The organism is Ensifer sp. M14 (assembly GCF_003355565.1).
Lineage (GTDB): Bacteria > Pseudomonadota > Alphaproteobacteria > Rhizobiales > Rhizobiaceae > Ensifer.
In genome coordinates this window covers 487797-512025 of sequence record NZ_QJNR01000014.1, presented here as the reverse complement: position 1 = coordinate 512025, position 24229 = coordinate 487797, and the positions used below count along the sequence as shown (strand labels likewise).

The following is a 24229-nucleotide window of genomic DNA, read 5'->3' as shown; positions in this document are numbered from 1 at the left end:
GCGAGAATGAAAATGACCATCGTCGGCGCCGGCAATGTCGGCTCGGCCCTGGCGCTGGCCTTGGCTGGGCGTGAGGAGTTTTCGATACAGGTCGTCGACCGTTCCGAAGAGGCGCTGGACAGGTTGGAAGACCTGAACATCGCCGCGGAGCTGCGCACCTACAGGCATGAAGAGGAGTTGCAGAAAATCCTCTCGGACGGGGACCTGACTGTTGCGGCCGTACCGCAAGGCATTGTGCCTCAGATCGCAACGGCTGCGGCCCGTTCAAATACCCACTATCTCGATTTCGTTTGCGCGACGCCGGAGACACTGTCCATTCTGGCTCCTCTTGCCGAACAGCGTGCCGTTTTCACGGGATGCGGGGTTTCGCCGGGCATCATCGGAAATGTGGCCTATGGCCTTCTTGAGGCCTTTGCACCAGTCACCGATTTGACAATTCGCGTCGGAGCCATACCAAAGGTTTCCACAAACCGCATAGGCTACGGGCAAATATGGAACGTGGATGGCCTCATCGATGAATACACGCAACCAAGTGCGGCCGTTCGCGACGGCAAGGCGGTCATGCTATCGCCGCTCGAGAACTATGGGCATCTGAGCATTGATGGAGTGCGCTACGAAGAATTCGTGACATCAGGTGGTCTCGCCGATCTATCGATCTTCGGTGATCCGGGACCAAGGAACGTCACTTTCAAGACGATCCGATATCCGGGGCATCTCGACTACGTGCGCTTTCTCCTCGACGATCTGGGCCTGCGCAATCGTCGCGACGCGTTAAGATCACTCCTTTACAATGGTTTACCGGTCATCAGCGACGACGTGCTCTTGCTGGTAGTGACTGCCAGAGGGTATCAGCGGCAACGGCCGATCGAGCGCACTATTTGCCACCGGTTCTCACCAAATCCCGTTTCAGGCAGGTTGAACGCATTGACGTCGGTGGCCATCGGTTATGCTGCAACGTTGCTGGCAATGTTGAATAGACGAGACATCCCGCCCGTCGGCTTCGTCCCTCACCACGCGATCGATACCGAGACACTCCTGTCGAGTCCGTTTCTGAAGCCATTGACGTCGACTGCACGTCATGGATGCGATGGAAACGCTAGGCACACAATTTCGTCATAATGCACAGCCTGCGCGGCTGCCTTCATCCAGTTCTGCGACTTGCCCATACAAGTCCAAAGCGCGATACTTTTATTGCAATGTGTGAGAACGGAGGAGGCGACGATGAGACATCGTAGACGCGAAGAACTCCATACCGTTGCTGGCTTTCACGCCGATGCGCATCGCCGCCCATTGACACGGGACGAGCGCACTGCACCATGGGCAGAGCTCTTGGAGCAAGATCCTGATCGGGCTCTCGCAACGCTTCAGGAAACCGAATACGCGCCTGACATCATCCGCGATGAAATGCGAGGACACCGTGTTCCGTGGGAAGGCGTTGGCGGGTGACAGTTACGGCGATGCGAAACGGTTCTTTGAATTCACAGATTGCCAATTGCACTACATTGCCTGTAGCTGACATTCGGGTGCAACGCTGCGCGCAGATGCAGCCGATGGGCGCGTTCGAGACGTGGCGCAACCAGACCCAGGCCTGATTGCAATGCTATGGGATGCGCTTCTAATCATTCGCTGAAAACCCGTAACCGTCGCAAGGGGGCGCCTCGCGCAACCAGCATCACTATGTGGGTCGCCGCCCTCAGGGGCGCGGCGCACACGGCCTATACACGTGAGAAGTATTGCTCCGGTACCGACAAGAACTGATGCGCGGCTGGGCAATTCCCTCGGTAACGGACATAGCGCTTGCGCTGGGTGTGTTATCGCTATTGGGATCCAAAGTCCCCGCTTCGTTGAAAATCTTCCTGGCAGCGCTCGCCATCATCGACGATCTGGGACCGGAGATCGTGATCGCACTATTCTACACTAGATGCCGTAATGGGCCGGCACCCCTCGCATAGCCAAGGAGGTGGCTGTCCCTCAGAGTGATGATGTTGAAACGGGGTCCGATGATCTCGGCCCCAAGCATCAAGCGAGGGACAACCATGGACTATTATGCAGGAATTGATGTGTCGCTGGAACAGAGCAGCATCTGTGTCGTGGACGGGTCGGGCAAGATCGTGCGTGAGGCGAAAGTGGCGAGCGAGCCTGAAGCGCTGTTACAGCATTTTGCCGATCTGGAGCTGCCGATCGTCACGATCGGCCTGGAAGCAGGACCATTATCGCAGTGGCTGCGCGCTGCACTTGTCGAGGCGGGCCAGGATGTGGTGTTGCTAGAGACGCGGCATGTGAAGGCGGCGCTGTCAGCGATGACCGTGAAGACAGACCGCAAGGATGCTCGCGGGATTGCACAATTGCTGCGCATGGGCTGGTACCGCCCAGTGCATGCGAAGTCTGCGAATGCCCAAGACGTTCGGGCGCTTTTGGTCGGTCGCAAGCTTTTGCAGGCCAAACTGCTTGATGTCGAGCTCAGCATCCGTGGGATCCTGCGGGGTTACGGGCTCAAGGTTGGCGAGGTGAGCCGGGGCCGTTTTGAGGCGCGCATTCGCGAATTGATCGAAGGCCATGAGATGCTTGGGACGGTGATCGGGGCGATGTTGCAGGCACGGGGTGCATTGTGGAACGAGTTTACCCGGCTGCATCGCGCGATGCTGAAGATTACCCGCGCCGATCCTGTCTGCCAACGGCTGATGAGCACCCCTGGTGTTGGAGCCTTGGTAGCCATTACCTATCGCTCGGCAGTCGACGATCCGGGTCGGTTCGAAAAGTCCCGCACCGTCGGTGCGTATTTTGGGCTGACGCCCAAGAAATACCAGTCGGGAGAGACCGACATCGACGGCGGAGTAACCAAGGTCGGCGATGCCATGGTCCGCACTGCGCTTTATGAAGCGGCGCATATCATGCTGACGCGTGCCACGCGGTTCTCTGCCCTGAAGCGCTGGGCGATGGACGTGGCGAAGCGCCGCGGTATGAAGCGAGCCAAGGTGGCGCTCGCTCGCAAACTCGCGACCGTCCTTCACCGCATGTGGGTTGACGTCAGCGCGTTCCGTTGGGGAAAGGATACTGTCGCCCCGTAAAGGCGAGATGAGATTACCGAAGCAGGCCGCCGACGGCGCTGCTTCTCCGAGGTCCCGTCGCTGGGACGAGGGCTTGGCAAGGTCGGGAGTAGTGCTGTGAAGGCTTCGGCAAATCACGCGTCCTAGATTGACCTGCCAGCTTAAGGATCTGATGGCATGGTGTGGCAGTCTTGGTGCTGACCACGGACAGAAGCATGATCCTGGCGGCGTGATAATCACTCGAAGGGACTTGACGAGCAAAGGCCCATTACAGAAGTACTACAGTTGCATTTCATGTCTCATTTTGTAGTGGGCTCTCATTGCGGCGGCCTGATGTTTTCGTCTCCAGAGTGACCATGCGAGAACGAAAGTCGTCCTCATCGGCGGTCGCAGCAGGAGCCGTGTGATCAGTTAGCGGATCTCTGCGACGCTTGGCAGAAGCGCAAGTTTGTCGGTCAGGCGGCGACGCGCGGTCATAAACACCCTCCTATCAGCGTCAGCCCCAGAATGATGTCCGCACTGCAGAATCCGCTTCAGATCGCCAAAATACATTCTGCCAAAGTGTGCTAGGCATCGAGGCCAGCTTCGGCATGCCGAAAGGCGCGGTCGTCTGGCAATACGACCGCGTGGAGCCGATCGACAGAACGCAACGCTCCGATTTGATTGAACGGTCCCTTATCCATGGAGATCAGATTTACTCTTCTGTGATTTCAATCGCGCCAGAGCATACGGTCGAGGACGAGAGCGCCTCCCGCTACATTTCTGGCTATTTCCTTCGCTCTGATTGCCGCGAGAGACGGGACCGAGCCCTCGAGAATAATGCAGCCAGGCGTCGAACTGACTTCAATCATCTGACCTGCGCAAACGTCATCCATTGCAATGGCTGCCGAAATTGCTGCAATCAGGCTGGTGTCCGCACTGACGGATTTCAAGCCGAAACCCGTTCCAAAGAGGTCCATAGTTCACTTCCCAATGGCACCGTCGTGAAGTTGGATGAATACTCCAGTCGGTACGGTACCCCCGATGCGTCCGCGAGGCATCAGGCTACGTTTGCGCGTTGCCAATTTCGCTTGCTCCGATCCCGGGGAACGCTCCATCGACAGGTGCGGCAGCGCCTGTTGCGAAGAAACGCGTCATGCCAATAGCGGGCTCATCCCATTGTCGCGGCATCCCTATGAGAACGTGCGACTGCAATCCGCCGTTACCTGGCCGACGAGGTCGTCGGGCACCTGGATGTCGGCTAACGCGGCGGCGACGAGTTCATCGCGTTTTGCACGGTTATCAAAGCCCTTGATCGTTGCAAGGTCGGTATTGCTTGCCGTGGCGATGCGACCCGCCGTCGATGTACAGATGCCGGCCAGCGTTTGCACACGCGCAGCTTCCACTGCAAGCGCGCTTGCGCCCGTCGTGGTAATCCACCCCGCACTGAAAGCAATTACAGGCGCTGCTATGAGCCCGAGAGCAAAGCCCTGCGCAAACGGCTTTACCCATTGCCTTTCGTTTCCGTCTCCCATGATCGTCCTCCTCAAAGTCGTGAGTTGCCCCGTCCTCATCGGAGCCGCACGCGGGGCTCAGCATCGTCATCACGTCGGACATCAATGTAACGCGCCAAGCCTTGGGGGGTAAATTAATATTAGGCTCATCTGTATAAACTTTGCGTGTAACTGTCGCGATTGAGAACAAGCAAGAGATGCATGCAATCCGCCGCTTATTTGCTCAGACGGGCAACCGGCCAAGCAAAAGCTGCCAACTTGAAATCAAGGCAACTTTCTCTTCGCTGTTGGCCGGGTCGTCCAGACTCAGTCAGAGCGAACAATTCGATTTCGATCAGGACCAGCACTCCAATCCAGGCCTCGAATGCCTCTACGCCGCCTTATCCAAAGGCCACTGTGGGCCTTCGATAGCGGAGCTGACGTCAAGGCAATCGTCAGACGTGCGAGCGGAAACGGTTCGAATGGCACCACATCGCACCCGGCAAGCACGGTGCGGAATGTATCGTGGAAGGCTTCAACGACAGTTTCCGCAAAGCGTGCCTCAACAAGCCACTGTTCTCGTTACTGGCTCATGTACGGGCCGAGATCATCGCATGGAAGAAGGTTGCAACAGGCAACGGCCACTCTTATCACTGGATGATATCAGGCCCACCGAATATGCAATGAAACGGCGATGGATGCTCCGAAGCGTCGGAGGAGGCGTCCTTCAAAACGCCGCTAGCGCTCTGCCAAACCCTGATGAGCCGGTTTTCGGCCGGCACTTCTCCAGTTCCGCGCGCATTCGACAGCTCTGGCAAACCGCTCATGGTGCGAAGTCGTGACCGATCCGTCAGGAATGTAAGTCGAAGTGGCCGTGCGAGCGGCGGCTGTGTCGACGCCGCACAATTCTGCCAGACCGAGGGCAGTTAGTTCATGCATGGCTGGAACGATGATCCGTCGCTCGCTGGCGGATGCAAGGAACTGGGCAAAGTAGGTGCTTTGAGAAAGCCCCCCATCGATTGAAATGGCGCCTTCCGTATGGATGACGTCAGCCGCAGCGTTAATCAATCCGACAGTGAGCATGGCGATACCCTCAAGCACGGCACGCACCATGTCCCTGCGGTCTGTCGCGTGATCCATGCCAATGAAGACCGGTGCCGCGTGGCGATCCCAATGCGGTGCGGCCAGACCAGACAACGCTGGTACAAAGGCGATTCCCCGACCCAACGCCGAGCATCCGTCAAAAGCATGCAATTCTTCCACAGAAGAAAACAGGCCGATTGTGCGAGCCCATTCGACCGCGGCTCCAGCGTCGTAGACGCCACCCTCAAGAGCAAAGACGGGCCTTTCATCGTGTCGCTGCCAGGCAACGGTCGGAAGAAGATCCCCTGCCAGCGGACGTTCGCTACCAGCAACCGCCAAGAGGAAAGCACCGGTGCCGAACGTGATCTTGCAGTCGCCGGGCCGGCGGCACCCGTGCCCATAGAGGGCCGCCTGCTGATCGACGATGGAGACCTTCACCGGTGTTCCGTCGATGAAACCGAAACTCGCGTCGACGGGAGCGATCGGCGGCAGGCATTCGATGGGCACCCCGTGCAGGGCACACATTTCTGGGCTCCAAACCTGTCTGTCGAGGTCCAGTAGCCCCGTCCGGGAAGCGGTTGCGACATCGGTTGAAAAGCTACCGCACAAGCGATCGAGAAAGAACGCATCGGTTGTGCCAAGCCGAAGGCGGCCGGCAGACAATGCCGACTTCACCGCAGGTACGTTTCGCACCAGCCATGCGAGTTTGCTTGCCGAGAAGTAAGGATCAAGCGGAAGCCCTGATATTGCCTTCGAGCGCGCGCCTGCGCCAGCGTCGAGTTCGGCCAGTACGTCCGCCGTGCGGGCATCCTGCCAGACGATGACACGCGACAGCGCCTCGCCGGTCACAGCATCCCACGCAAGGCAGCTTTCGCCCTGGTTGGCGATGCCAATGGCGTCCACGGTACCGGCCTTCTTGAGCACGGCGCGGATGTTTGTCAGCAATTCCTCCGGATCGTGCTCGACCCATCCGGGGGCCGGATGGAATTGCGTGTGACGAATGGCAGCGACAGTCTGGGCGTCTCCGCCGTCCCCGACCACAAGGCATCGGGTCGATGTCGTGCCCTGGTCTATGGCCGCAACGCGCATTCGTTATTCCTCCCGAAAGCGAAAATGAACCGCCTGTGCTTGGCATGCCCCGTCCGGAATTGGTACGAGGACCCGTCGTTCCGGCATCCACTGCTGCGCCTTTCGCCACACCTCGCGCCCATCGAGTTCGAGCGATAGGACGCCGCGACAGCATCGATTGAAGCGCAGCTGGAATTGGCGGAAGGCGGACGCATTCAGCTCGATGCGACGCAGGATCTGCGGCACCACCAGTTTCACCGGCGGATCGAAGGTGAGAGCAACCGGTGGGCCGGCGTCCCCTCGCCTGTCCAGATCTGACGCAATCGCCGCACCCACGGCTGTACCTTCGCGGAACGCCCAGCCGCCGGTCTCAACGGCGCGCAGTACGTTGCCGCTGGCGAAGTAGAGGGGGTTTTCCGTACGACCGTCCTGATCAACAGCCGGCCCCGCACTGCCGGAAGCAATTCTGATCGAAGACTGCAAGAAAAGCGCGGCCTCCGGCGTGAAGCGCCCTGTGAACAGAATTCCGTCGCAGGAAATAGTTTGGGTGCCGCCGTTCTGCAGCCGGACTGTCGCAGCCTCAACACGCGACGTTCCGCGGATATCGACAACATCCGCACCGCAATGGAACGGGATGCCGACAAGAGTTGGAAACCAGTTGAAGGGGGAGCGTGCGATCGCATGCCGTTCAGGCTCAATCATGGCAACCGGTCGCGCCCGATGGGATAGACAGGTCAGGACGGCAGACAGTGACACCAATTCAGAGCCGACGATCAACGGGCGACTGAACGGCATGAGGCCATGGAGGGAGACATAGGACTGAAGTGTGCCGGTCGTGACGATACCCACTGGGCGATCTCCGGAAACCAGCCTCGCCGAGCGCGGCATCTCGCGCGCGCCGGTTGAAACCAGGATGCGGCGAGCCGAAAGTGTCGCGGTGCCCTTGTCGGATACAAAGGTTATGACACCATCATCCCCCAGCGAAACGACGGAATGCCCAGTGCGGACATCGACCTGCGCGATTCTAGCTTGCCTTTCGAGCCGCCTGCCGTAGGCGGCCCCGAAGTAAATCCGACCGAATTCCCTCATCCCGAAAGGCGAGTGGCTGCAATGACGGGTTGCCCCACCGAGGTACCCTTCCCGCTCAAGGATCACTACACGCTCAACGCCGCAGCGGCGCAGTTCGAGAGCTGCGGCAACGCCGGCAGGTCCGCCACCAACGATGATGACGTCCGCATTCAGGTCGTTCATGATTGTTCCAACTCAGCAACCGCAAGCGGTGTTTTGAACATGCCCTTCGTCATCTCGGCCAGACGCGCATTACAATAGAACCCCTGGCAACGTCCCATCCCCGCGCGCGTGCGGCGTCTGAGGCCGCCGAAGTCGCCCGGAGGTACAGAGCTTTCGAACGTAGCCTCGATCTCGCGCTTTGTGACAAGTTCGCAATGACAGACGATTTCCCCGTGATCCGGCTGCTGCCAGTCGCGATCCTGTGTTTCTCCCAGGCTTGGGACGCTGACCTGTGGCACCTTGGCTGGAGGAGACAAGACGACGCCGAATCTCTCGTGCAGCGCCAGTGCATGGCGCGCCAGGCCAAGCGCTGCGCTGAGCCCGGTTGAGCGGATGCCGCCGAGCGTTATCGCCCGCTGTTCCGGTCGGGAGTAGACGCGATACGCCTTCTTTTCGGTCGCCGGTCGCAACCCAGCATAGACCGCCGTTACGGGAATGTCGGCCAGTGCCGGCACGATCTGCGAGCCACGCTTCAACAGCGCCTGAAGCCCATCCTTCACAACTGTGGCGCGGACCCGATCATCCTGCTCTTCGGCGGTTGGTCCAACGAGAACGTTGCCGAATGCCGTCGGGCATACCACGATACCCTTGGTGACCTCAGTTGGAACCGGCAGCACGATGCGCGGCACGAACCGAAAGGCCGCTTTGTCGAGAACGACGAACTGTCCCTTGCGCGGCCTGATCTGAAACTCGGGCTCAAAACCGAGCCGTTGATCGACGACATCGCCGAACAGGCCCGCTGCATTAACGACGGAGCGGGCGACCACGGTGCCGGCGGTGGTCTCCAGCGTCCATTCGGCGTCGAACTTACCGCTCAGCAACTCGGCGTCGCGCAGGAGGACAGCCCCAAGCGCCAAGGCCTGCGCAAGGTAGGCAAGGGGCGCTGACCACGGATCGATGATGTGCTCGCCCTCCACCTCAAGTGCCGCGACCAGGCTCCCAGCGAGCGCCGGCATAGATTTGCGGGCCTCGGCGCGTGTCAGCAACCTCAATTCGAAGATGTTGTTTTCGCGCCCTTGCGCCTCGATCGCTTCCAGCTTTTCCGCCTCCAAGCGGGTCCAGGCACACACGAGCGCGCCAGTCCTGATAATCGGGAGATTGAGGCTTTCCCTGATCTCCAGGTATTCCTGCCTGCCTGCGCGAACGAGTTCGAGTTCGAGGCTTTCGGCCGGAGCATCAAAGCCAGTGTGCAGGATGGCACTGTTGGCCTTCGATGCGCCCGATAAAATGTCCGCTCCCTTCTCGATGACGACCACCCGGGCTCCGGCAAGTGCAAACCGGCGAGCAACGGCGCACCCGACCACGCCGGCGCCAATGACGGCAACGTCGAAAAGATCTTGGGTCGTGAACTTGGATCGTTGGAGCATCACGGGTCTCCTTCCACTCTGTAGACAGTCAGTCAGTATGGCTGTTGGAGCGCGATTGCGGGAGGCGGCGATGGTGATCCGCCCCATTGCAGGGCGGACCAGGTTTTTGACTGCGCCTCAACGGTAGGGGTAGCCGGCCTTCTGCATGGTCTCGGCATATTTCTTGAAGGCGCCGACGACCTTGCCTGCGCGAGGGCTCGAAGCGGCCACTTCGTCCCAGAAGCCCTCGGAATCCTTGATCACTTGCGCCCATTCTTCGGCCGGGAGAGCCGTCAACTCCATCTTTTCGCCCTCGACGCGAAGTTTCGCCTCCCCTCCCCAGTACCAAACGTCGCGATAGTAGTGCGACTGGTCGATCGTAATACGGAAGAGTTCCTGCAGGTGTGGTGGCACTTTTTGCCAGCTGGGTGTGTTTGCGAAATAGCTGCCGAACCAAGCGCCTGTAACAGAGTTCGTCAGCGCGTATTTGCAGACATCCGCCCAACCCACTTCATAGGCTTCGGTGAAGCCGCACCAGGCTACGCCGTCCAGTTCTCCCGTCTGCATCGCAACTTCAACGTTGTCCCAGGGAATGGTTACCGGGACCAGGCCGTAGCGCGACAGGAAGCGCCCTGCGGTCGGAACACCAAAAACGCGAAGGCCTTGCATATCCGCAAGGCTGCGGATCGGCTTGTTGACGGTGAAGATGTGCAGCGGATCCCAGGCGCCGGTAGAGAGCCAGGTGACGTTCTCGACTTCCCCGTAGGCTTCTTCCCAGATCTCCTTCAAGCCGTAGTACCTGAACAAGGCTGGGACATCGAGGCTGTAGCGCGTGGCGAAGGGGAAGTATCCGCCAAAAACCGCGATGTCGACCGGGGATGCCATTGTCGCCTCGTCGGATTGCACTGCATCGAGCGTGCCGCTTTGCAGGGCCCGGAACAGATCAGCTGTCGGTACGAGCTGATCTGCGTAGAAGAGTTCAATCTCCATCTGGCCATTGGCAGCGGCATTGAAGGCGTCGATCTGCGGTTTGATAACGTGCGCGCCGAGCGGGGCGCCGGAGTAGGTTTGCAGGCGCCACTTGATCGGGCCGCTCTGGGCGTTGACATAGGGGGCTGCCAGCGTCGAACCGGCAACCACTGCGCTGGCGCCCAGTCCAGTCTTTGTCAGGAAATGTCGACGAGTTGACAGGATCTGCTGCGATGCACTTGGTACCTTCGTGTCCTTTGTCATCCTATTCTCCTCTGGTTATCCGGGGCTTTTTCGTTCGGTCAGCCCTTCACATTCAAATGCTCAGGAAGCCACAGCGCCAGCTGCGGGAAGGTCATGACCAGCGCGATCGTCGCAGCCATGATAAGGGCGAACGGCCAGATCGACCGATAGATGTCGGCCAGCGTGATCTCCTTCGGCGCCAGCGAGCGCATCAGGAAAAGGTTGTAGCCAAATGGCGGAGTGATATAGGCGATCTGGCAGGTCATCGTATAAAGTACGCCGTACCATATAAGCTGGTTATCAATGCCGAGATCCAGGATTTTGACCAGCGGGATATAAAGCGGCGCCACAATCACCAGCATTGCCGTGTCATCCAGAAACATTCCCATCACGATGAAACTTATCTGCATCATTATGATGATGGACCAGGGTGAAAGATCCCACTGGCGGATGAAGAGATTTTCAATCGCTTTCACCGCGCCGAGGCCATCGAAGACGGCGCCAAAGGCCAAGGCGGCTAGGATCAGCCACAGGAACATGCACGAGACCGCGAGCGTCTTCATAGACGTTTCGCGCACCAGATTCCAAGTGAAGCGCCCTTTCAGCAACGCGGCCAGCGTCGCGCAAGTGGCGCCGACCGCCGAACTCTCAACGAGGCTCGTGTAGCCGAAGACAAAAAGGCCGGTCATGAAGAAAAAGATCGCGAAGGGGATGATCCCTGCCCTTGCCAGCGCCAGCTTCTCGCGCAGCGGCATGTCGAGTTCTTCGTCTGCGACGGTAGGAGCAAGCTTTGGATTGAGCCGCGAGCGGAACACGACATAAAGAACAAAAAGAGCGGCCATGATGAGGCCGGGAACAAGGCCGGCGAACCAGAGCTTTGAAACCGGCTGGCGGGCGATCATGCCGTAGAGCACCATGACGACAGAAGGTGGGATAAGGATACCAAGCGACGAACCACCCTGGACGACGCCAGAAATCAGGACTTTGTCGTAGCCGCGCCGCAGCATTTCCGGAAGCGCGATCGTCGCGCCGATGGCCATACCTGCGACCGAAAGGCCGTTCATGGCTGAGATGATGACCATCAGGAAGATCGTGCCTATGGCAAGCCCGCCGCGCACACGGCCGAACCAGACATGCAGCATCTTGTACAAGTCCTCGGCAATCCCTGACTCCGATAGGATGTAGCCCATGTAGATAAACATCGGCAGGGTCAGCATCGCATACCAGTTGAACAGCTTGAAAACCTGATTGAATGGCAACTCGATCGCACCTGGCCCATAAAGCAGGAGCGCTGCAGCGGATGCTACAAAGCCGATCGCCCCAAATACGCGCTGGCCGGTTACGAGCAGCAGCACCATCGATGCGAACATGAGGAGTGCGATCATATCGTAGCTCATCGCAGTTCCTCACCGCGTAGCGCAGCAACATGCTTGAACACCAGCGCGATTGCCTGCATCAGCATGAGGATGAGACAGGCCACCATCAGCGACTTGATCGGAATGACGGAAGGGTTCCAGATGGAAAACCGCCGCTCGTTCGTCTGGAGCGCGTAGATCAGGCTGGAGACCGAGCCGGCCAGCAGAACACCCAGATAAAAGATCAAGCAGCCGACGGTCGCAAGGTCCACCTTGGCGCGGCCGCGTATCGACAGCGTCGAGTACCAGAGGTCCATGCGGACATGATCGTTGTTCTTGAGCGTTATCGGCCCGCCCATAAAATAGTAGGCGGCCAGCGTGAACTGGGTGAGTTCCACTGCCCAGTGGACCGGCATCCGGACGAGATTTCGCGTCACGGCGTCGAAGAGAAGGGTAGCGCCCATGACGAATATTAGCGACGCCGCCAGATAACCTACATAGTCGGAGATTTTCTCGGTCGCCCTGACATAGGCAGCGATCAGACCACGCATGCACGCTCCCTCGCATTTCCATGTGTTGCCGTCGAGGTGACGTATTCGCTCCGTTGCCAATAGACAGTCTGGATTGAGATCAGCAACTCGATGGAGACGGAACCGCTCCGCACTCTTACGGACAAAATCCGACTTTTCAGTCAATCGGCAGCGTTCACTGAACGCATTCGCCGCTCAATCGAAGCCGGAGCTCAAATGGGGAAGATCGCTGCGACGCGGCGGCCACTGCGGCGGGCTGCGGCGAATATGCGATCTCCACCCTTGCTGACCCGCAATCGCGCGCCGGCAAGCGATGCACTTTGATCGTGAGGATGAATGCCTCATCAGCCACTGTAGCTTGTTTTTTGCCAAAGAAAAGACACATTCTGACGGTTTTCGCCCATACAGCAATTATTCGGTCAATCCCCTGCCCGTTCAGTGACGGATCACACACAGAGTTGACCGAACATACATACGATCCTACAATTCCCGATACTGAAGAAACGGAAGCGGGTGACCGCATCGCCGCAATTCGGCGCGGCACTCAGGCCCCCTGGAGAGGCATCTTGCAACCATCCAAGCGCTACGAGGAGATATCCCGCCTTCTCGATCATTCGGGCGAGATGACGGTTGAGGATTTTGCTGACCGGCTTGGCGTCTCGCGCGAGACAGTCCGGCGCGATCTGACCCGGCTCGATGCGATGGGGAAGCTGCGAAAGTTCCATGGCGGAGCGCGGACTGCATCCCGGGGCAACGCTGCTATCGAGGCAGAAGATCCCTTCACACAACGCATGGCGCAGAACACCGACGCGAAGAAGAGGATTGCCAGCGCTGCACGCCGCCTCGTTGCATCCGGAGACTCACTCTTTATCGACACGGGAAGTACGACCGTGGCGATGGCTGAGGCGCTCGTCGCACTTCATGGTCTTGTCGTCATTACGAACGCTCCACGGATCGCGGCAATCGTCGCCGGCAACCCGAGCCACAAGGTCTTCCTGATTGGCGGGGCTTACGGAGTGGACGCAGGAGAAAGCCTCGGGCCGCTCGCACTAGAACAGATCGCCAAGTTTCGTGCGCGCCACGTCATCCTGACAGTCGGCGCTATCGACGCCACCTCCATAATGGACTTCGATCTCCAGGAGGCGGAGGTCGCAAAGGCAATGATAGAGCGGTCTGACCGCATCACTGTCCTTGTCGATCACAGCAAATTCAATCGGCGCGGGGTCTTCGAGGTTGCTCCGCTGTCGGCAATCGATTCGCTCGTTACAGACAATCGACCCGATGCAGCACTTGTCGAAGCGCTCACTGCCGCAGGCATCGAACTGATCATTGCCGAATGACTGGCATGGGTAATCATCCGTCGTCGAATATCTCGAGGCGATTTACTTGGCGTCCCGTTCACGACCTTATCGTTGCACCCTCCTGCTGATGAAACAGCCCCCTGGACGTGGCTTGGGCCGGGATTGACTTGCGCTTCCCCATTCCCGGCCGATCCGTCCATCGAGCGTAACACGCGTGCGTGGCAGGCGCCGCGTCCCATCGCGGCAGACGACCACATTGATCCCGCTCGCTGACTTGCCCAAAAACGTCCAAAGCGCGATACTTTTCCCGCAATTTGTGGGAACGGAGGAATCGACGATGAGACATCACACACGCGAAGAACTCCATACTGTTGCTGGCATTCACTGCGATGCCGACCACCGCCCCCTGACACGTGACGAGCGTATTGCGCGATGGGCGGAACTCTTGGAGCAGGATCCGGATCGGGTCCTCGTAACGCTTCAGGAAACCGAATACGAGCCTGACATCATCCGGGATGAAATGCGAGAAGACGGCTCCCCGATCACCATCGCCTTTAAGGACCCGGTGTTGCGTGGTGAGGGGTTGACGAATGATAGCTACGGCGAAGCGAAACGGTTCTTTGAATTCACCGACTGCCAGTTGCACTATATTGTCTGCAGCTGTCATTCGGGAGTGACGGTGCGTGGGGACGCAGCCGCAGAGCGCGTTCGCGACGTGGCAAAACCACACCCAGGACTGATCGGAATGCTGTGGGATGCACTATTGATCTTTCGCTGAAGGGTCCGTTACCCAGGCAAGGGGCGCCGTTGCGCAACTAGGTATCAGGACGTGGGGCACTGACTGCGGGGGCGTGGCCTGCACGACGCACAGCTCGGCTACGCATCATCTGGCGTGTCCATGGCTGTTCCAACATAGCTCGAGGTGATCGGCGCCTTGGCGGTCTGATCGTTGGGAGGCCGTGAGAACCGAAGTGCGGCGGTTACGCCGGGTAGGTTTAGTCGTTGCTTTCGTCCGTTGGCGTCAGGTTGGCTCAAGCAGCGGCGCGACTTGGCTCTGCGTTCTCAGCGCGGTCACGTCGAGCAATGCAGCGCGTCTCAAGAAAAGTGAAATCAATGCAAAATCAGGCGACAAGCAGGAAAACACCTGCATACTAAATCCTTGACGAGCGGCAACCATTCCCAAGTATGGGTCGCTTCATGTTGCTACCATTTTGATGTTGGGCGACACTGTCCTCGAGGCATGACTGAGGAAGGAACAATGGATTTAGAACGGATCGGACGAGCGCATATGATGTTGCGGTTGCCGCGGCAGCGCATGGAACTCGCCCAATCCCAGTCTCCTGCATTCTGCGATCCTTTGGAACGTTATGGCGTTGCTGTCATCCGACGAGATGAACTGCGAGATTGCGAGAACACAGAGGCCGGCCTGTTGGCTGAATGTGAACACCATTGCCTGGCCATCGAAGAACAAGTGCTCGCTCTCATCGCAACGACCAGCCCTCGCCTGGTTCGTTGACGACAAAGCTATCGTTTGTATGGGGATAGTGCAGATTTGTCAGCTTCCGCCGAATAGAGGGCAAATTTTACCAACTACATTAGCAACTCTAAATTAATCCAGCAGTGGCAGGCTTGCTCCAGTTGCCACCGTCCCTGCAAAACGAGCGGCAACACGGAGCCGCAATCCAAGACCCCGGGTTGCGGCTTTTCCCGTTCGCCTTGAGGTCGCGGCACTTTTTGCGTCGGGAGACATACCGATGGGATGCTTTTGGAACGATATGCCCTCGCGCCCAAGAACCTCGTCCGCCTGGGAGCCGCCGGGGTAGGTCCGCTCGAATTCTTATTCTAGCACGCAGCTCGCGATCGAGACGCTCTCAAGCCTTTAGGGCGCGTGGCGCACCTTCCATCAATTGCCTATTGCCTGGAGAAGCGATCAGGAGCCCAACCGCGAGAATCTCCAGCATGATGAAAGGGACGGAGCCTTGAAGATGGCGCCGAGCGCGATGCCAGCCGGTGCGGCCCATTTCAGATAGAACGCTGCCTCGGGCGGGCGGGCACAAGATGCTGTGCCGGGGCGGGTCCAATCGATATTCAAGGCCCGGCTTGTCCTTTTGACATGAGCTGCCTTGCTGCGATCGGTAGGACGATGACAACGCCGACGATCGTAGCAATGAGGTCCGGTGCGACGAGCAGGATTGCCGACACGACGAGGGCGGCGCGTTCGATGCGGTAGAGCGGCGCAAACAGCCAGTTAGAAACGGCCGCGGACAGCGCGATGATGCCGAGGATCGTGCCGGTGAAGGCCAGAAAAAAATCGCTCCAGGTAAAGTTGTCGGTCACCAGCAGCAGGGCGGGTTGAAAGGCGAAGACGAAAGGTACCAGCGCTTTGCCCATGCTGAGCCGAAAGGCGGTATTTCCCGCCTTGAAGGCATTGGCGCCGGCTATGCCCGCCCCGGCGTAGGCAGCCATCGCTACCGGGGGGGTCACATCCGCCAGAACACCGTAGTAGAAGACGAAGAAGTGAGCAACCAGTGGCTGCACCCCGAGCAAGCCCAGGATTGGCGCAGCGACGGCGACCATGATGATGTAATTTGCCGTTGTCGGAATTCCGCACCCCATCAAAATGCAGACGATGGCGGTGAGCAGTAGGGTAAAGAGCAGGGTCAGCGTAGGGACGCCCATCATCTCGAAGGGGAGGAAAGCCAGAATGGAATGGACCGAGGTAGCCCAATCCTGCGCCACACTTGTAACCATGTACGCGACCTTGAAACCGACACCCGTCAGCGTAACCACGCCGATCACGACGCCGACAAGAGCGGCTGCGGCCGTTACCGACAAGGACTGTTTCGCACCTAAAATGAAACCCTCCCAGACGCCATGGGCAGTGCCGCGCAAGCCACGCATCAGGCCGTGAGCGTTCACCTGCTGAATGACCAGAACACCAACGCAGGCGGTGATGGACCAGAAGGCAGCAGCAAAGGGCGTGCGCCCCGACAACAGAACCGCGACCAGGATGATGAGCGGCGCGACCGTCAACCACCCCTCCTTCAACACTTTCCAGACGTTGGGAAGTTCTGCTGCCGAAAGGCCCCTCAAGCCCAGCCTGCGCGCCTCAAGATGAACCTGCACAAGAACGCCGAAGAAGTGCATGAAGGCCGGCACGAGAGCCGCAGTCAGGATGGTCGTCAATGGTAAGCCGAGATATTCGATCATCAAGAAAGCAACCGCCCCCATCACCGGCGGAGTGATTTGCCCGCCGGTGGACGCAGCCGCTTCGACTGCGGCGGCGAAGTGGCGTGGATAGCCGACGCGGATCATGGCAGGAATGGTCAGCGCGCCCGTGGTAACCGTGTTGGCAATCGACGACCCTGATATGGATCCAAGCAATGCAGAAGAAAGCACCGAAACCTTAGCCGGCCCACCGGCATAGCGCCCGGCAAGCGCTGACGCTATGTCAATGAAGAGTTGCCCTAGTCCGATGCGGGTGGCCATTACGCCAAACAGGACGAAGTGAAAGACATATGTTGCGATTACGCCCAACGCGGTGCCGTAAATGCCCTGCGACGTGAGGTACAAATGGTTGACAATATTCGACCAGCTTGCGCCCGGGTGGACCAGAATTCCTGGCATCGATTTGCCGAAATAGGCATAGCAAATAAACAGGATTGCAATGAAGGGTAGGGGCCACCCCATGGAACGGCGCACGGCTTCCAGCAGCACGACGATCAACACCGTTCCCATGACAATATCTATAGGCAGTGGATTGCCGACACGGAATGCCAACTCACTGTAGATCCAAGGCACATAGAGCGCCGTGATGAGGCCTGCGATCGCCAAGCCCCAGTCGGTAAGCGGTAGCCCGAAGGGGGCAAGCGCACCGGGTCGGATCTCCCTCTTTCCAAAGGCAGAAAAGCTGAGAAAAACGAGAAGTAGGGTTACTCCAAGATGCAGGCCGCGATGGACGGTTGCCTGCGGAATGCCGAAGCCTGCTGTATAGAAGTGATAGGAGGAAAGCAGGAACAGAATTGTACTGGCAATGAGCGTCATGGGCCATGCCAGGCTACGAAAGCGCAACTCCGGATCAAACGTTTCTTCAATGGTCTGTAGTTCGTCCGCCGTGAGATGCCGAGCCTTGGTGTCGGCTTGCGCCTTTTCTTCGCCTCGTTTCATCGATCCCCACCCGTCCATAGTGCTGAAGCATGATCGGGGCTGCACATATCCTGCGCAGCCCCGATCATTGTTTATCCAAGTCGCAGCAAAGGTGCTCGCTCGCTTATTTCAACAGCCCGGCTTCTTTGTAGAACCGTTCGGCTCCTGGATGAAGCGGGATGCCGACACCGTTGAGTGCGCTTTCCTTGGTAATCATTTTGCCCTTTGCGTGTCCGGCATCGAGCTGCTTGCGGGTGTTTTCGTTCCACAAGGCTTTCGTGATTCCATAGACCAGATCGTCCTTCTGATCGGCACTGGTGATCCACTGCGCACCTACAGAGAGAGTTTTAACCTCCTCTGGATTGCCTTCGTAGGTTCCACCCGGGACCGCATCGGCTGCGAAAAAGGTATACTTTTCGCAGATCGAAGGGGCCTCTTCACAAGAGATCGGCACCAGCTTCACCTTGTGCTGGCTGGCCAGTTCGGCAATTGCACCCGCCGGAAAACCGCCGACAAAGAAGAAGGCGTCCATTGCACCGTCGCGCATACGGTCCGCAGCCTGGTCCGGCTTAAGAAACTCCGCAGACACATCAGCTTCGGAGAGACCATAGCCTTCGAGAATGATGCGCGCATCAACGAGCGTTCCCGAACCCGGTTCGTCAAGCGAAACCTTCTTGCCCTTCAGGTCTGCAACGCTGTTGATGCCCGAACTGGCGCTAGCCACCAGGTGGATGCTTTCCGGATAAAGGTTTGCGATTGCCCTCAGCTTGTCGACTGCCGGCTTGCCCTCCCATATCCCGGTGCCGGTGTAGGCCCAGGTTGCGACGTCCGACTGCGCAAAACCCGATTCCAGCGAGCCGCCGGCGATCGCATTGATATTGGCGACAGAACCATTCGACGACACCGCCGATGCAACGAGCCCGGGCACACCGCAGGAACCGCCCTCCTCGCAGCTTCGCGAGCCCGGTGGACTTGAAATGGCGTTGGCCAGAAGCCCGCCTATCGGATAGTAAGTTCCCGCCGTGCCGCCTGTGCCGATGCGAAAGAAGGAAATATCCTGTGCGACCGCTGCGGTCCCCAAACACAATGCAAGCGCTGCACCTCCCAGAATCTTCATGTGCTTCATAATTCTTCTGATCTCCTCTTTTTGCCCGATTTTGCGACAGATTAGGCAGCTTCACGTGGCAGTGCAAGGCGCAAGGCGACCTGACATTGTAGTGCGGCTGAAGTTCAAAGGGTGTTGGATGCCTAGGTTACACCAATCTGGCTCATCGTTTACGAACGGTCCGGCTTGCTGTGCGAGTTCAATTCGCCCGCAAGGATGAACTCTGTCGCAGTACTTCCCGGCGGGGTTTTCTAGTCAGGTTAGCGGCTGTGTGCAGCCAATGGTGCCGTTCACGCGATTTGAGAGTAGCGTAGCTGTTCTTGGGTCACCACCATGGTCGACAAACGATGCTCTGCCCAGGCAGCTCATCCAAAGGCAACATCCTCGGAAGTCCGATCGGTATCTTGATCACGATGACAGCGGGGCCGGTTCCGAGCGGCCAGCAGCATATCGATGTCAGGCGCCGATGATCCAAAACGACTTATGAGACGTTGAGCATGCTGCTCACTAATTCCGTAGGCGTTTGCAAGTTCGCGCTTAGAATATCGCACATCAGTGCGAAAACCTTGCGGATTTGTATGTGCAGCATTGAACTTCGGTCGCATCGAGATTTTTCCTCTACTGAGAACAACTGTCGTGACGAGCAATAGTTCCGAATACATGTTGGATCCGCTCCGCTTTGGTCACGCTCGGCTCCTCAGACTTGTGGTCAACGCTCCTCGACAGATCATGCTCCTTGAATTTTTCAGCAAAGTAGCACTCGGCTTAGAATAGGTTCTGTCGCGAGAACGAGATGGTCTTGTCGCCCTTCAGATCCTCTATGCCGATCTCACCTCTAGCAAGCAACGCGCTGTCTTTCCAAGGCCGGCAGATAGCGTTCCTGCGTAATGAAGAACCGGAGCGAGCCGATGTTTTCACAACCATGCGGAGAAGGCGGATTTGATCTGACCGTTCTCCACGCCGTGGATGATGTCGCTGGTCGAACGTTTCCTATTCGCTGCACTCTGTGGGTGGGGCGGGGATGAAAGCCGGGCATTCGACGCACACCCATGTACAGGGATGGCTGAAAGACTGGATGGCAAGATCAGCATCAGCACCCTACGACGCAGTTCATTCAATATCACACAGTACGTGCTAGCTAATCTCAGCCGGGAGGCTTCTCCATACTCGACTAACGACGAATATACAGATGGTGCCGAAAACGATACTTATGAGCGATTGTCCATCTTGTTCTGGGGAAAAGGAGAGCAGGTTGGACAATAGGAAGGCGCGCTTGATGTACGCCTTGTGGAGGAAAGGGAGGAGTAATTATGGCGGAACAGTCTTCGTCAAACGCCTATTGGTCAGCAAATATTCGTGTCATTTGCATTTGTCTCGCGATTTGGGCACTCGTGTCGTACGGGTTTGGCATTCTGCTGCGGCCTGCTTTGTCCGCCATTCCTGTAGGCGGCACCGATCTTGGCTTCTGGTTTGCGCAACAGGGATCAATTGTGATCTTCATCGCGCTGATCTTTTACTACGCCATTTACATGAACCGCATCGACCGTGAACACGGCGTCGACGAAGAGTGAGATGGGGAAATGGATCAGTACACACTTAATCTCTTGATTGTCGGCGCGTCCTTTGCGCTCTACATTGGCATTGCGATTTGGAGCCGTGCAGGATCTACTGCCGAATTCTACACGGCTAACCGCGGCGTCAACCCGGTCATGAACGGAATGGCGACGGCCGCCGACTGGATGTCGGCTGCATCTTTTATCTCCATGGCGGGCATTATCGCCAGCGGCGGCTACATCAACTCCACTTATCTGATGGGTTGGACCGGCGGTTACGTGCTTCTCGCGCTGCTATTGGCGCCGTACTTGCGCAAGTTCGGCAAGTTCACCGTTCCACAGTTCATAGGCGACCGGTTTTACAGTCAATCGGCGCGCCTTGTGGCCGTTGTTTGCCTCATCGTTATCTCTGTCACCTATGTTATCGGTCAGATGACCGGTGCGGGCGTCGCGTTTTCGCGCTTTCTTGAGGTCGAAGCTTCGACCGGTCTTTGGATCGCTGCAGCGGTCGTCTTCATCTATGCTGTTCTCGGCGGCATGAAGGGCATCACCTATACCCAAGTTGCCCAGTATGTCGTTCTGATCATCGCCTACACCATTCCGGCGATCTTTATATCGCTTCAGCTCACCGGCAACCCGATCCCGTGGTTCGGCCTGTTCGGCACGCATATCGAATCGAGTTTGCCGTTGCTGCAAAAGCTCGATCAGGTCGTCACCGACCTCGGCTTTAGCGCCTATACCGGCCAGGGTTCAATGCTGAACATGACCCTGTTCACGCTCTCATTGATGATTGGTACAGCCGGCCTCCCGCACGTCATCATCCGCTTCTTCACAGTTCCGAAAGTGGCCGACGCCCGCTGGTCTGCGGGGTGGGCGCTTGTCTTCATCGCGCTTCTCTACCTAACAGCTCCAGCCGTGGGCGCGATGGCGCGGCTCAATATCATCAACACGATCTTCCCTGGGGGAACTGAGCAACAAGCAGTTCGCTACGATGAACGCCCAGACTGGATGAAGAACTGGGAAGTCACCGGCCTCTTGAAGTTCGAGGACAAGAACGGCGACGGCCGGATCCAGTACTATAACGACAAGTCCGAAGGCTTCGCCGCCAAGGCTGCCGAGCGGGGCTGGACCGGCAATGAGCTGACCATCAACAACGACATCCTCGTATTGGCCAACCCGGAAATAGCGCAACTACCGGCATGGGTCATCGGCCTTATCGCGGCCGGTGGTCTCGCCGCCGCCCTGTCTACGGCTGCGGGCCTTCTTCTTGCCATCTCTTCGGCGATCAGTCATGACCTGATCAAGGATTGGCTAAAGCCGGACATTTCTGAGAAGAGCGAACTGATGGCCGCCCGTATCGCCATGGCAGGCGCTATCCTCATCGCAACGTTGCTTGGCCTTCATCCTCCGGGATTTGCCGCCCAGACCGTGGCCCTCGCTTTCGGTCTAGCTGCAGCCACGATCTTCCCGGCACTGATGATGGGCATTTTCTCCAAGCGCATTAATTCCGCCGGCGCCACCATGGGCATGATCGTCGGCCTTGTCGTCACATGTATCTACCTGTTCACTTACCTCGGTTGGTTCTTCGTCGCAGGTACGAACATGCTGGAGAACGTTCCGGAGAATTATATATTCGGGATTCCTCCGACGGCCTTTGGTCCCATCGGCGCCCTTCTCAACTTCGCTGTGGCCTATGTCGTCTCCATGATGACGGCGGCTCCGCCGAAGCATGTTCAGGATCTTGTCGAATCCATTCGCGTGCCGCGCGGCGCGGGTGCTGCGACGGGTCACTGAAGGCCTTGAAACCGTGGAGGCGGGCGGCGCAGAAACCGCCCGCCTCCAACCGTATCTTCCACCAATTGCAATTGTGGTCTTGTCAGGACTGCCATGCCCCCCACTCAGGCGAACATCACGAAATTCCTCGAATCCGTGCATCCTTACGACAGTTTGCCAGCATCCGAGTTCAAGCGCGTCGTGGAGCATTTTGCCTGCCAATCCTTCCTTGAAGGCAACAGCATCTACAGACGCGGAGAGCTGCTCCAGGGCCTTTACTTGGTCATGGAAGGCTCTGTGGAAGTCACGGATCAATCCGGCACCGTCATCTCCCAGCTCTCACCACGCAATTCCTTCGGCGAGCGTGGTCTGATGGGCGATGGATACGCTGTCACCTCTGCTCGCGCAGTTGTCGATACAATCGTGCTCGTCCTGCCGCCGGACGAGTTCACCCGTCTGATGGCGCAACCGGGAGTCTTCCGGCGTTTTTTTGCGCGGGGGCATCATGCCGAACCGCGCCGTGTAGATATGGCGACGCAGAAGGTCGGTGATCTGATGTCCAGCCCGCCGCTTGCTTGTGCGCCACAGGACAGTGTGCGTGACGCCGCCCGGCTAATGCGCGATCGCAAGGTTTCCTCACTCGGTGTGGTCGAGGACGGTCGGCTGGTGGGCTTGTTGACCACGCGCGACCTGTCGACGAGGGTTCTCGCTGAGGGCCTTAGCGCCGTTGAAACGCTCGTCTCTGCCGTTATGACCCACAATCCGACCGGTCTGCCGGTCGGGGCTCTTGGCGCCGATGTGCTCAATATAATGCTGGAGCACCGTATCGGGCACTTGCCCGTGGTCGATGGCGACACGTTCATCGGCATAATCACACAGACCGACCTCACCCGCTTCCAGGCGATATCCTCGACACAGATGATCCGCGAGATTGTGGAGGCAGACGATATCCAGGGGTTGCGCGCTGCAACTGCCCGCATACCGAAACTGCTCGTCCAGTTTGTCGGCGGCAACATTGCGCACGAGGTCGTGACGCGGTTTATCACGGATATCGCCGATGCGGTCACGCGCCGGCTCGTGCTGCTTGCCGAAGAGACGTTTGGACCGCCGCCTGTGCCTTTTGTCTGGCTTGCCTGCGGAAGCCAGGGACGGCAGGAGCAGACCGGTGTAAGCGATCAGGACAATTGTATCTTTATCGACGACGGTTTCGTCGAAAGCCAGCGACCGTGGTTTGAAAACCTCGCGCGTTTCGTCAGCGATGGGCTTAACGCTTGCGGTTACGTCTACTGTCCCGGAAACATGATGGCGACCAACCCGCGTTGGTGCCAACCCGTTCACGTCTGGCGCAGCTATTTTCATGGATGGATCGCGACGCCCGACCCGATGGCGCAGATGCTCGCTAGCGTCATGTTCGACCTGCGCCCGATCGCTGGTAGCCATATGCTGTTTGCCGATTTGCAGGCCGAGACACTGGAACGTGCCAGCCGAAACTCGATCTTCGTTGCCCACATGATCAGCAACTCGCTCAAACACGCCCCGCCTCTTGGTCTGTTGCGCGGCTTTGCGACCGTACGAAGCGGCGAGCACCGCGACCATATCGACATGAAACACAACGGCGTAATCCCGGTCGTCGACCTTGGCCGGGTCTATGCGCTGATTGCGCGCCTCACGCCGGCCAATACGCGCGCACGCCTGGTTGCCGCCGAAGAGGCCGGCGTGATTTCCGGCGCCGGCGCCACCGACCTCGTGGCCGCATACGACCTCATCGCGGAACTTCGACTGCGCAATCAGGCGGCTCAGATCAGAGCCGGCCGAACACCCGACAACTATCTCGCACCCTACGAGTTCGGCGACTTCGAGCGCTCTCACCTGCGCGACGCCTTCGTCGTCGTCAGAACAATGCAATCAGCCCTATCCCATCGGGGAAGCGCAACTGTTTAAAGGGAGC

The 24229-nt window shown here is 58.3% G+C and carries 18 protein-coding genes and 1 pseudogene; 9 read left to right on the top strand and 10 right to left on the bottom strand.

The annotated features are described in order from the left end of the window. Positions 1-6 precede the first annotated feature (6 nt). The 3 genes and pseudogenes from BLJAPNOD_RS30880 (at position 7) to BLJAPNOD_RS30870 (ending at position 3068) form a co-directional block, all read left to right on the top strand. Entirely contained in the window at positions 7-1119 is a 1113-nt protein-coding gene (locus BLJAPNOD_RS30880; RefSeq protein WP_244611156.1) for a saccharopine dehydrogenase NADP-binding domain-containing protein, read from the top strand. A gap of 638 nt (positions 1120-1757) precedes the next feature. Beyond that, positions 1758-1919: pseudogene (locus BLJAPNOD_RS30875) on the top strand (Na+/H+ antiporter NhaA); the annotation flags it as partial. A 117-nt stretch (positions 1920-2036) separates the two neighbouring features. Beyond that, positions 2037-3068, top strand: a complete 1032-nt coding sequence (locus tag BLJAPNOD_RS30870) for an IS110 family transposase (RefSeq protein WP_115422752.1) — start codon at positions 2037-2039, stop codon at positions 3066-3068. A gap of 689 nt (positions 3069-3757) precedes the next feature. Here the strand turns inward: BLJAPNOD_RS30870 and BLJAPNOD_RS30865 are convergent. From BLJAPNOD_RS30865 to BLJAPNOD_RS30825, 8 genes are all read right to left on the bottom strand, one after another. Then, positions 3758-4006 carry a BON domain-containing protein gene (locus tag BLJAPNOD_RS30865; protein ID WP_115422582.1) on the bottom strand — a complete coding sequence of 83 codons (249 nt, stop codon included), beginning with the start codon at positions 4004-4006 and terminating at the stop codon, positions 3758-3760. A gap of 213 nt (positions 4007-4219) precedes the next feature. Continuing rightward, complete coding sequence (locus BLJAPNOD_RS30860) at positions 4220-4561, bottom strand: hypothetical protein (RefSeq protein ID WP_115422581.1); 342 nt, start codon at positions 4559-4561, stop codon at positions 4220-4222. Between the two features lie 696 nt (positions 4562-5257). Further along, positions 5258-6691 carry an FGGY family carbohydrate kinase gene (locus tag BLJAPNOD_RS30850; RefSeq protein ID WP_115422579.1) on the bottom strand — a complete coding sequence of 478 codons (1434 nt, stop codon included), beginning with the start codon at positions 6689-6691 and terminating at the stop codon, positions 5258-5260. Positions 6692-6694: 3 nt separating this feature from the next. Next, the gene (locus BLJAPNOD_RS30845) at positions 6695-7921 is read right to left on the bottom strand and encodes an FAD-dependent oxidoreductase (protein WP_115422578.1); all 1227 of its coding nucleotides are present in this window, start codon (positions 7919-7921) and stop codon (positions 6695-6697) included. Beyond that, positions 7918-9327: an NAD(P)/FAD-dependent oxidoreductase gene (locus tag BLJAPNOD_RS30840; RefSeq protein WP_115422577.1), complete on the bottom strand. Its 1410-nt coding sequence runs from the start codon at positions 9325-9327 to the stop codon at positions 7918-7920. The genes BLJAPNOD_RS30845 and BLJAPNOD_RS30840 overlap by 4 nt, the downstream gene beginning before the upstream one ends. Positions 9328-9444: 117 nt before the next feature. Continuing rightward, complete coding sequence (locus tag BLJAPNOD_RS30835) at positions 9445-10539, bottom strand: C4-dicarboxylate ABC transporter (protein WP_115422576.1); 1095 nt, start codon at positions 10537-10539, stop codon at positions 9445-9447. 38 nt (positions 10540-10577) lie between these two features. After that, positions 10578-11915: a TRAP transporter large permease subunit gene (locus tag BLJAPNOD_RS30830; RefSeq protein WP_115422575.1), complete on the bottom strand. Its 1338-nt coding sequence runs from the start codon at positions 11913-11915 to the stop codon at positions 10578-10580. Next, positions 11912-12424: a TRAP transporter small permease subunit gene (locus tag BLJAPNOD_RS30825; protein WP_115422574.1), complete on the bottom strand. Its 513-nt coding sequence runs from the start codon at positions 12422-12424 to the stop codon at positions 11912-11914. The genes BLJAPNOD_RS30830 and BLJAPNOD_RS30825 overlap by 4 nt, the downstream gene beginning before the upstream one ends. A gap of 311 nt (positions 12425-12735) precedes the next feature. Here BLJAPNOD_RS30825 and BLJAPNOD_RS30820 point away from each other — a divergent pair, with 311 nt between their 5' ends. The 3 genes from BLJAPNOD_RS30820 to BLJAPNOD_RS35260 all read left to right on the top strand — a co-directional run bounded on the left by BLJAPNOD_RS30820 (position 12736) and on the right by BLJAPNOD_RS35260 (position 15220). Continuing rightward, positions 12736-13743: a DeoR/GlpR family DNA-binding transcription regulator gene (locus BLJAPNOD_RS30820; protein WP_244611155.1), complete on the top strand. Its 1008-nt coding sequence runs from the start codon at positions 12736-12738 to the stop codon at positions 13741-13743. A gap of 298 nt (positions 13744-14041) precedes the next feature. Beyond that, complete coding sequence (locus tag BLJAPNOD_RS30815; RefSeq protein WP_244611154.1) at positions 14042-14482, top strand: hypothetical protein; 441 nt, start codon at positions 14042-14044, stop codon at positions 14480-14482. Positions 14483-14962: 480 nt separating this feature from the next. Further along, positions 14963-15220, top strand: a complete 258-nt coding sequence (locus BLJAPNOD_RS35260) for a hypothetical protein (protein ID WP_147294614.1) — start codon at positions 14963-14965, stop codon at positions 15218-15220. A gap of 572 nt (positions 15221-15792) precedes the next feature. On the opposite strand, the gene BLJAPNOD_RS30805 is transcribed toward BLJAPNOD_RS35260, so the two are convergent. Then, complete coding sequence (locus tag BLJAPNOD_RS30805) at positions 15793-17871, bottom strand: TRAP transporter permease (RefSeq protein ID WP_115422751.1); 2079 nt, start codon at positions 17869-17871, stop codon at positions 15793-15795. A gap of 103 nt (positions 17872-17974) precedes the next feature. Next, positions 17975-18976: a TAXI family TRAP transporter solute-binding subunit gene (locus tag BLJAPNOD_RS30800; protein ID WP_115422571.1), complete on the bottom strand. Its 1002-nt coding sequence runs from the start codon at positions 18974-18976 to the stop codon at positions 17975-17977. 1289 nt (positions 18977-20265) lie between these two features. Between BLJAPNOD_RS30800 and BLJAPNOD_RS30795 the strand changes: the two genes are divergently transcribed. From BLJAPNOD_RS30795 to BLJAPNOD_RS30785, 3 genes are all read left to right on the top strand, one after another. Beyond that, complete coding sequence (locus BLJAPNOD_RS30795; RefSeq protein WP_115422570.1) at positions 20266-20526, top strand: DUF4212 domain-containing protein; 261 nt, start codon at positions 20266-20268, stop codon at positions 20524-20526. Between the two features lie 9 nt (positions 20527-20535). Then, the gene (locus BLJAPNOD_RS30790) at positions 20536-22302 is read left to right on the top strand and encodes a sodium:solute symporter family protein (RefSeq protein WP_115422569.1); all 1767 of its coding nucleotides are present in this window, start codon (positions 20536-20538) and stop codon (positions 22300-22302) included. A 93-nt stretch (positions 22303-22395) separates the two neighbouring features. Then, entirely contained in the window at positions 22396-24222 is a 1827-nt protein-coding gene (locus tag BLJAPNOD_RS30785) for a DUF294 nucleotidyltransferase-like domain-containing protein (protein ID WP_115422568.1), read from the top strand. Positions 24223-24229 lie beyond the last annotated feature (7 nt).

Excerpts from the sequence above, each read along its gene's own strand:
- BLJAPNOD_RS30850 (WP_115422579.1), bottom strand. The coding sequence starts at position 6,691 with ATGCGCGTTGCGGCCATAGACCAGGGCACGACATCGACCCGATGCCTT.
- BLJAPNOD_RS30830 (WP_115422575.1), bottom strand. The coding sequence starts at position 11,915 with ATGAGCTACGATATGATCGCACTCCTCATGTTCGCATCGATGGTGCTG.
- BLJAPNOD_RS30845 (WP_115422578.1), bottom strand. The coding sequence starts at position 7,921 with ATGAACGACCTGAATGCGGACGTCATCATCGTTGGTGGCGGACCTGCC.
- BLJAPNOD_RS30825 (WP_115422574.1), bottom strand. The coding sequence starts at position 12,424 with ATGCGTGGTCTGATCGCTGCCTATGTCAGGGCGACCGAGAAAATCTCC.
- BLJAPNOD_RS30820 (WP_244611155.1), top strand. The coding sequence starts at position 12,736 with ATGAATGCCTCATCAGCCACTGTAGCTTGTTTTTTGCCAAAGAAAAGA.
- BLJAPNOD_RS35260 (WP_147294614.1), top strand. The coding sequence starts at position 14,963 with ATGGATTTAGAACGGATCGGACGAGCGCATATGATGTTGCGGTTGCCG.
- BLJAPNOD_RS30795 (WP_115422570.1), top strand. The coding sequence starts at position 20,266 with ATGGCGGAACAGTCTTCGTCAAACGCCTATTGGTCAGCAAATATTCGT.
- BLJAPNOD_RS30805 (WP_115422751.1), bottom strand. The coding sequence starts at position 17,871 with ATGAAACGAGGCGAAGAAAAGGCGCAAGCCGACACCAAGGCTCGGCAT.
- BLJAPNOD_RS30880 (WP_244611156.1), top strand. The coding sequence starts at position 7 with ATGAAAATGACCATCGTCGGCGCCGGCAATGTCGGCTCGGCCCTGGCG.
- BLJAPNOD_RS30815 (WP_244611154.1), top strand. The coding sequence starts at position 14,042 with ATGAGACATCACACACGCGAAGAACTCCATACTGTTGCTGGCATTCAC.
- BLJAPNOD_RS30790 (WP_115422569.1), top strand. The coding sequence starts at position 20,536 with ATGGATCAGTACACACTTAATCTCTTGATTGTCGGCGCGTCCTTTGCG.
- BLJAPNOD_RS30865 (WP_115422582.1), bottom strand. The coding sequence starts at position 4,006 with ATGGACCTCTTTGGAACGGGTTTCGGCTTGAAATCCGTCAGTGCGGAC.
- BLJAPNOD_RS30835 (WP_115422576.1), bottom strand. The coding sequence starts at position 10,539 with ATGACAAAGGACACGAAGGTACCAAGTGCATCGCAGCAGATCCTGTCA.
- BLJAPNOD_RS30840 (WP_115422577.1), bottom strand. The coding sequence starts at position 9,327 with ATGCTCCAACGATCCAAGTTCACGACCCAAGATCTTTTCGACGTTGCC.
- BLJAPNOD_RS30860 (WP_115422581.1), bottom strand. The coding sequence starts at position 4,561 with ATGGGAGACGGAAACGAAAGGCAATGGGTAAAGCCGTTTGCGCAGGGC.
- BLJAPNOD_RS30785 (WP_115422568.1), top strand. The coding sequence starts at position 22,396 with ATGCCCCCCACTCAGGCGAACATCACGAAATTCCTCGAATCCGTGCAT.
- BLJAPNOD_RS30800 (WP_115422571.1), bottom strand. The coding sequence starts at position 18,976 with ATGAAGCACATGAAGATTCTGGGAGGTGCAGCGCTTGCATTGTGTTTG.
- BLJAPNOD_RS30870 (WP_115422752.1), top strand. The coding sequence starts at position 2,037 with ATGGACTATTATGCAGGAATTGATGTGTCGCTGGAACAGAGCAGCATC.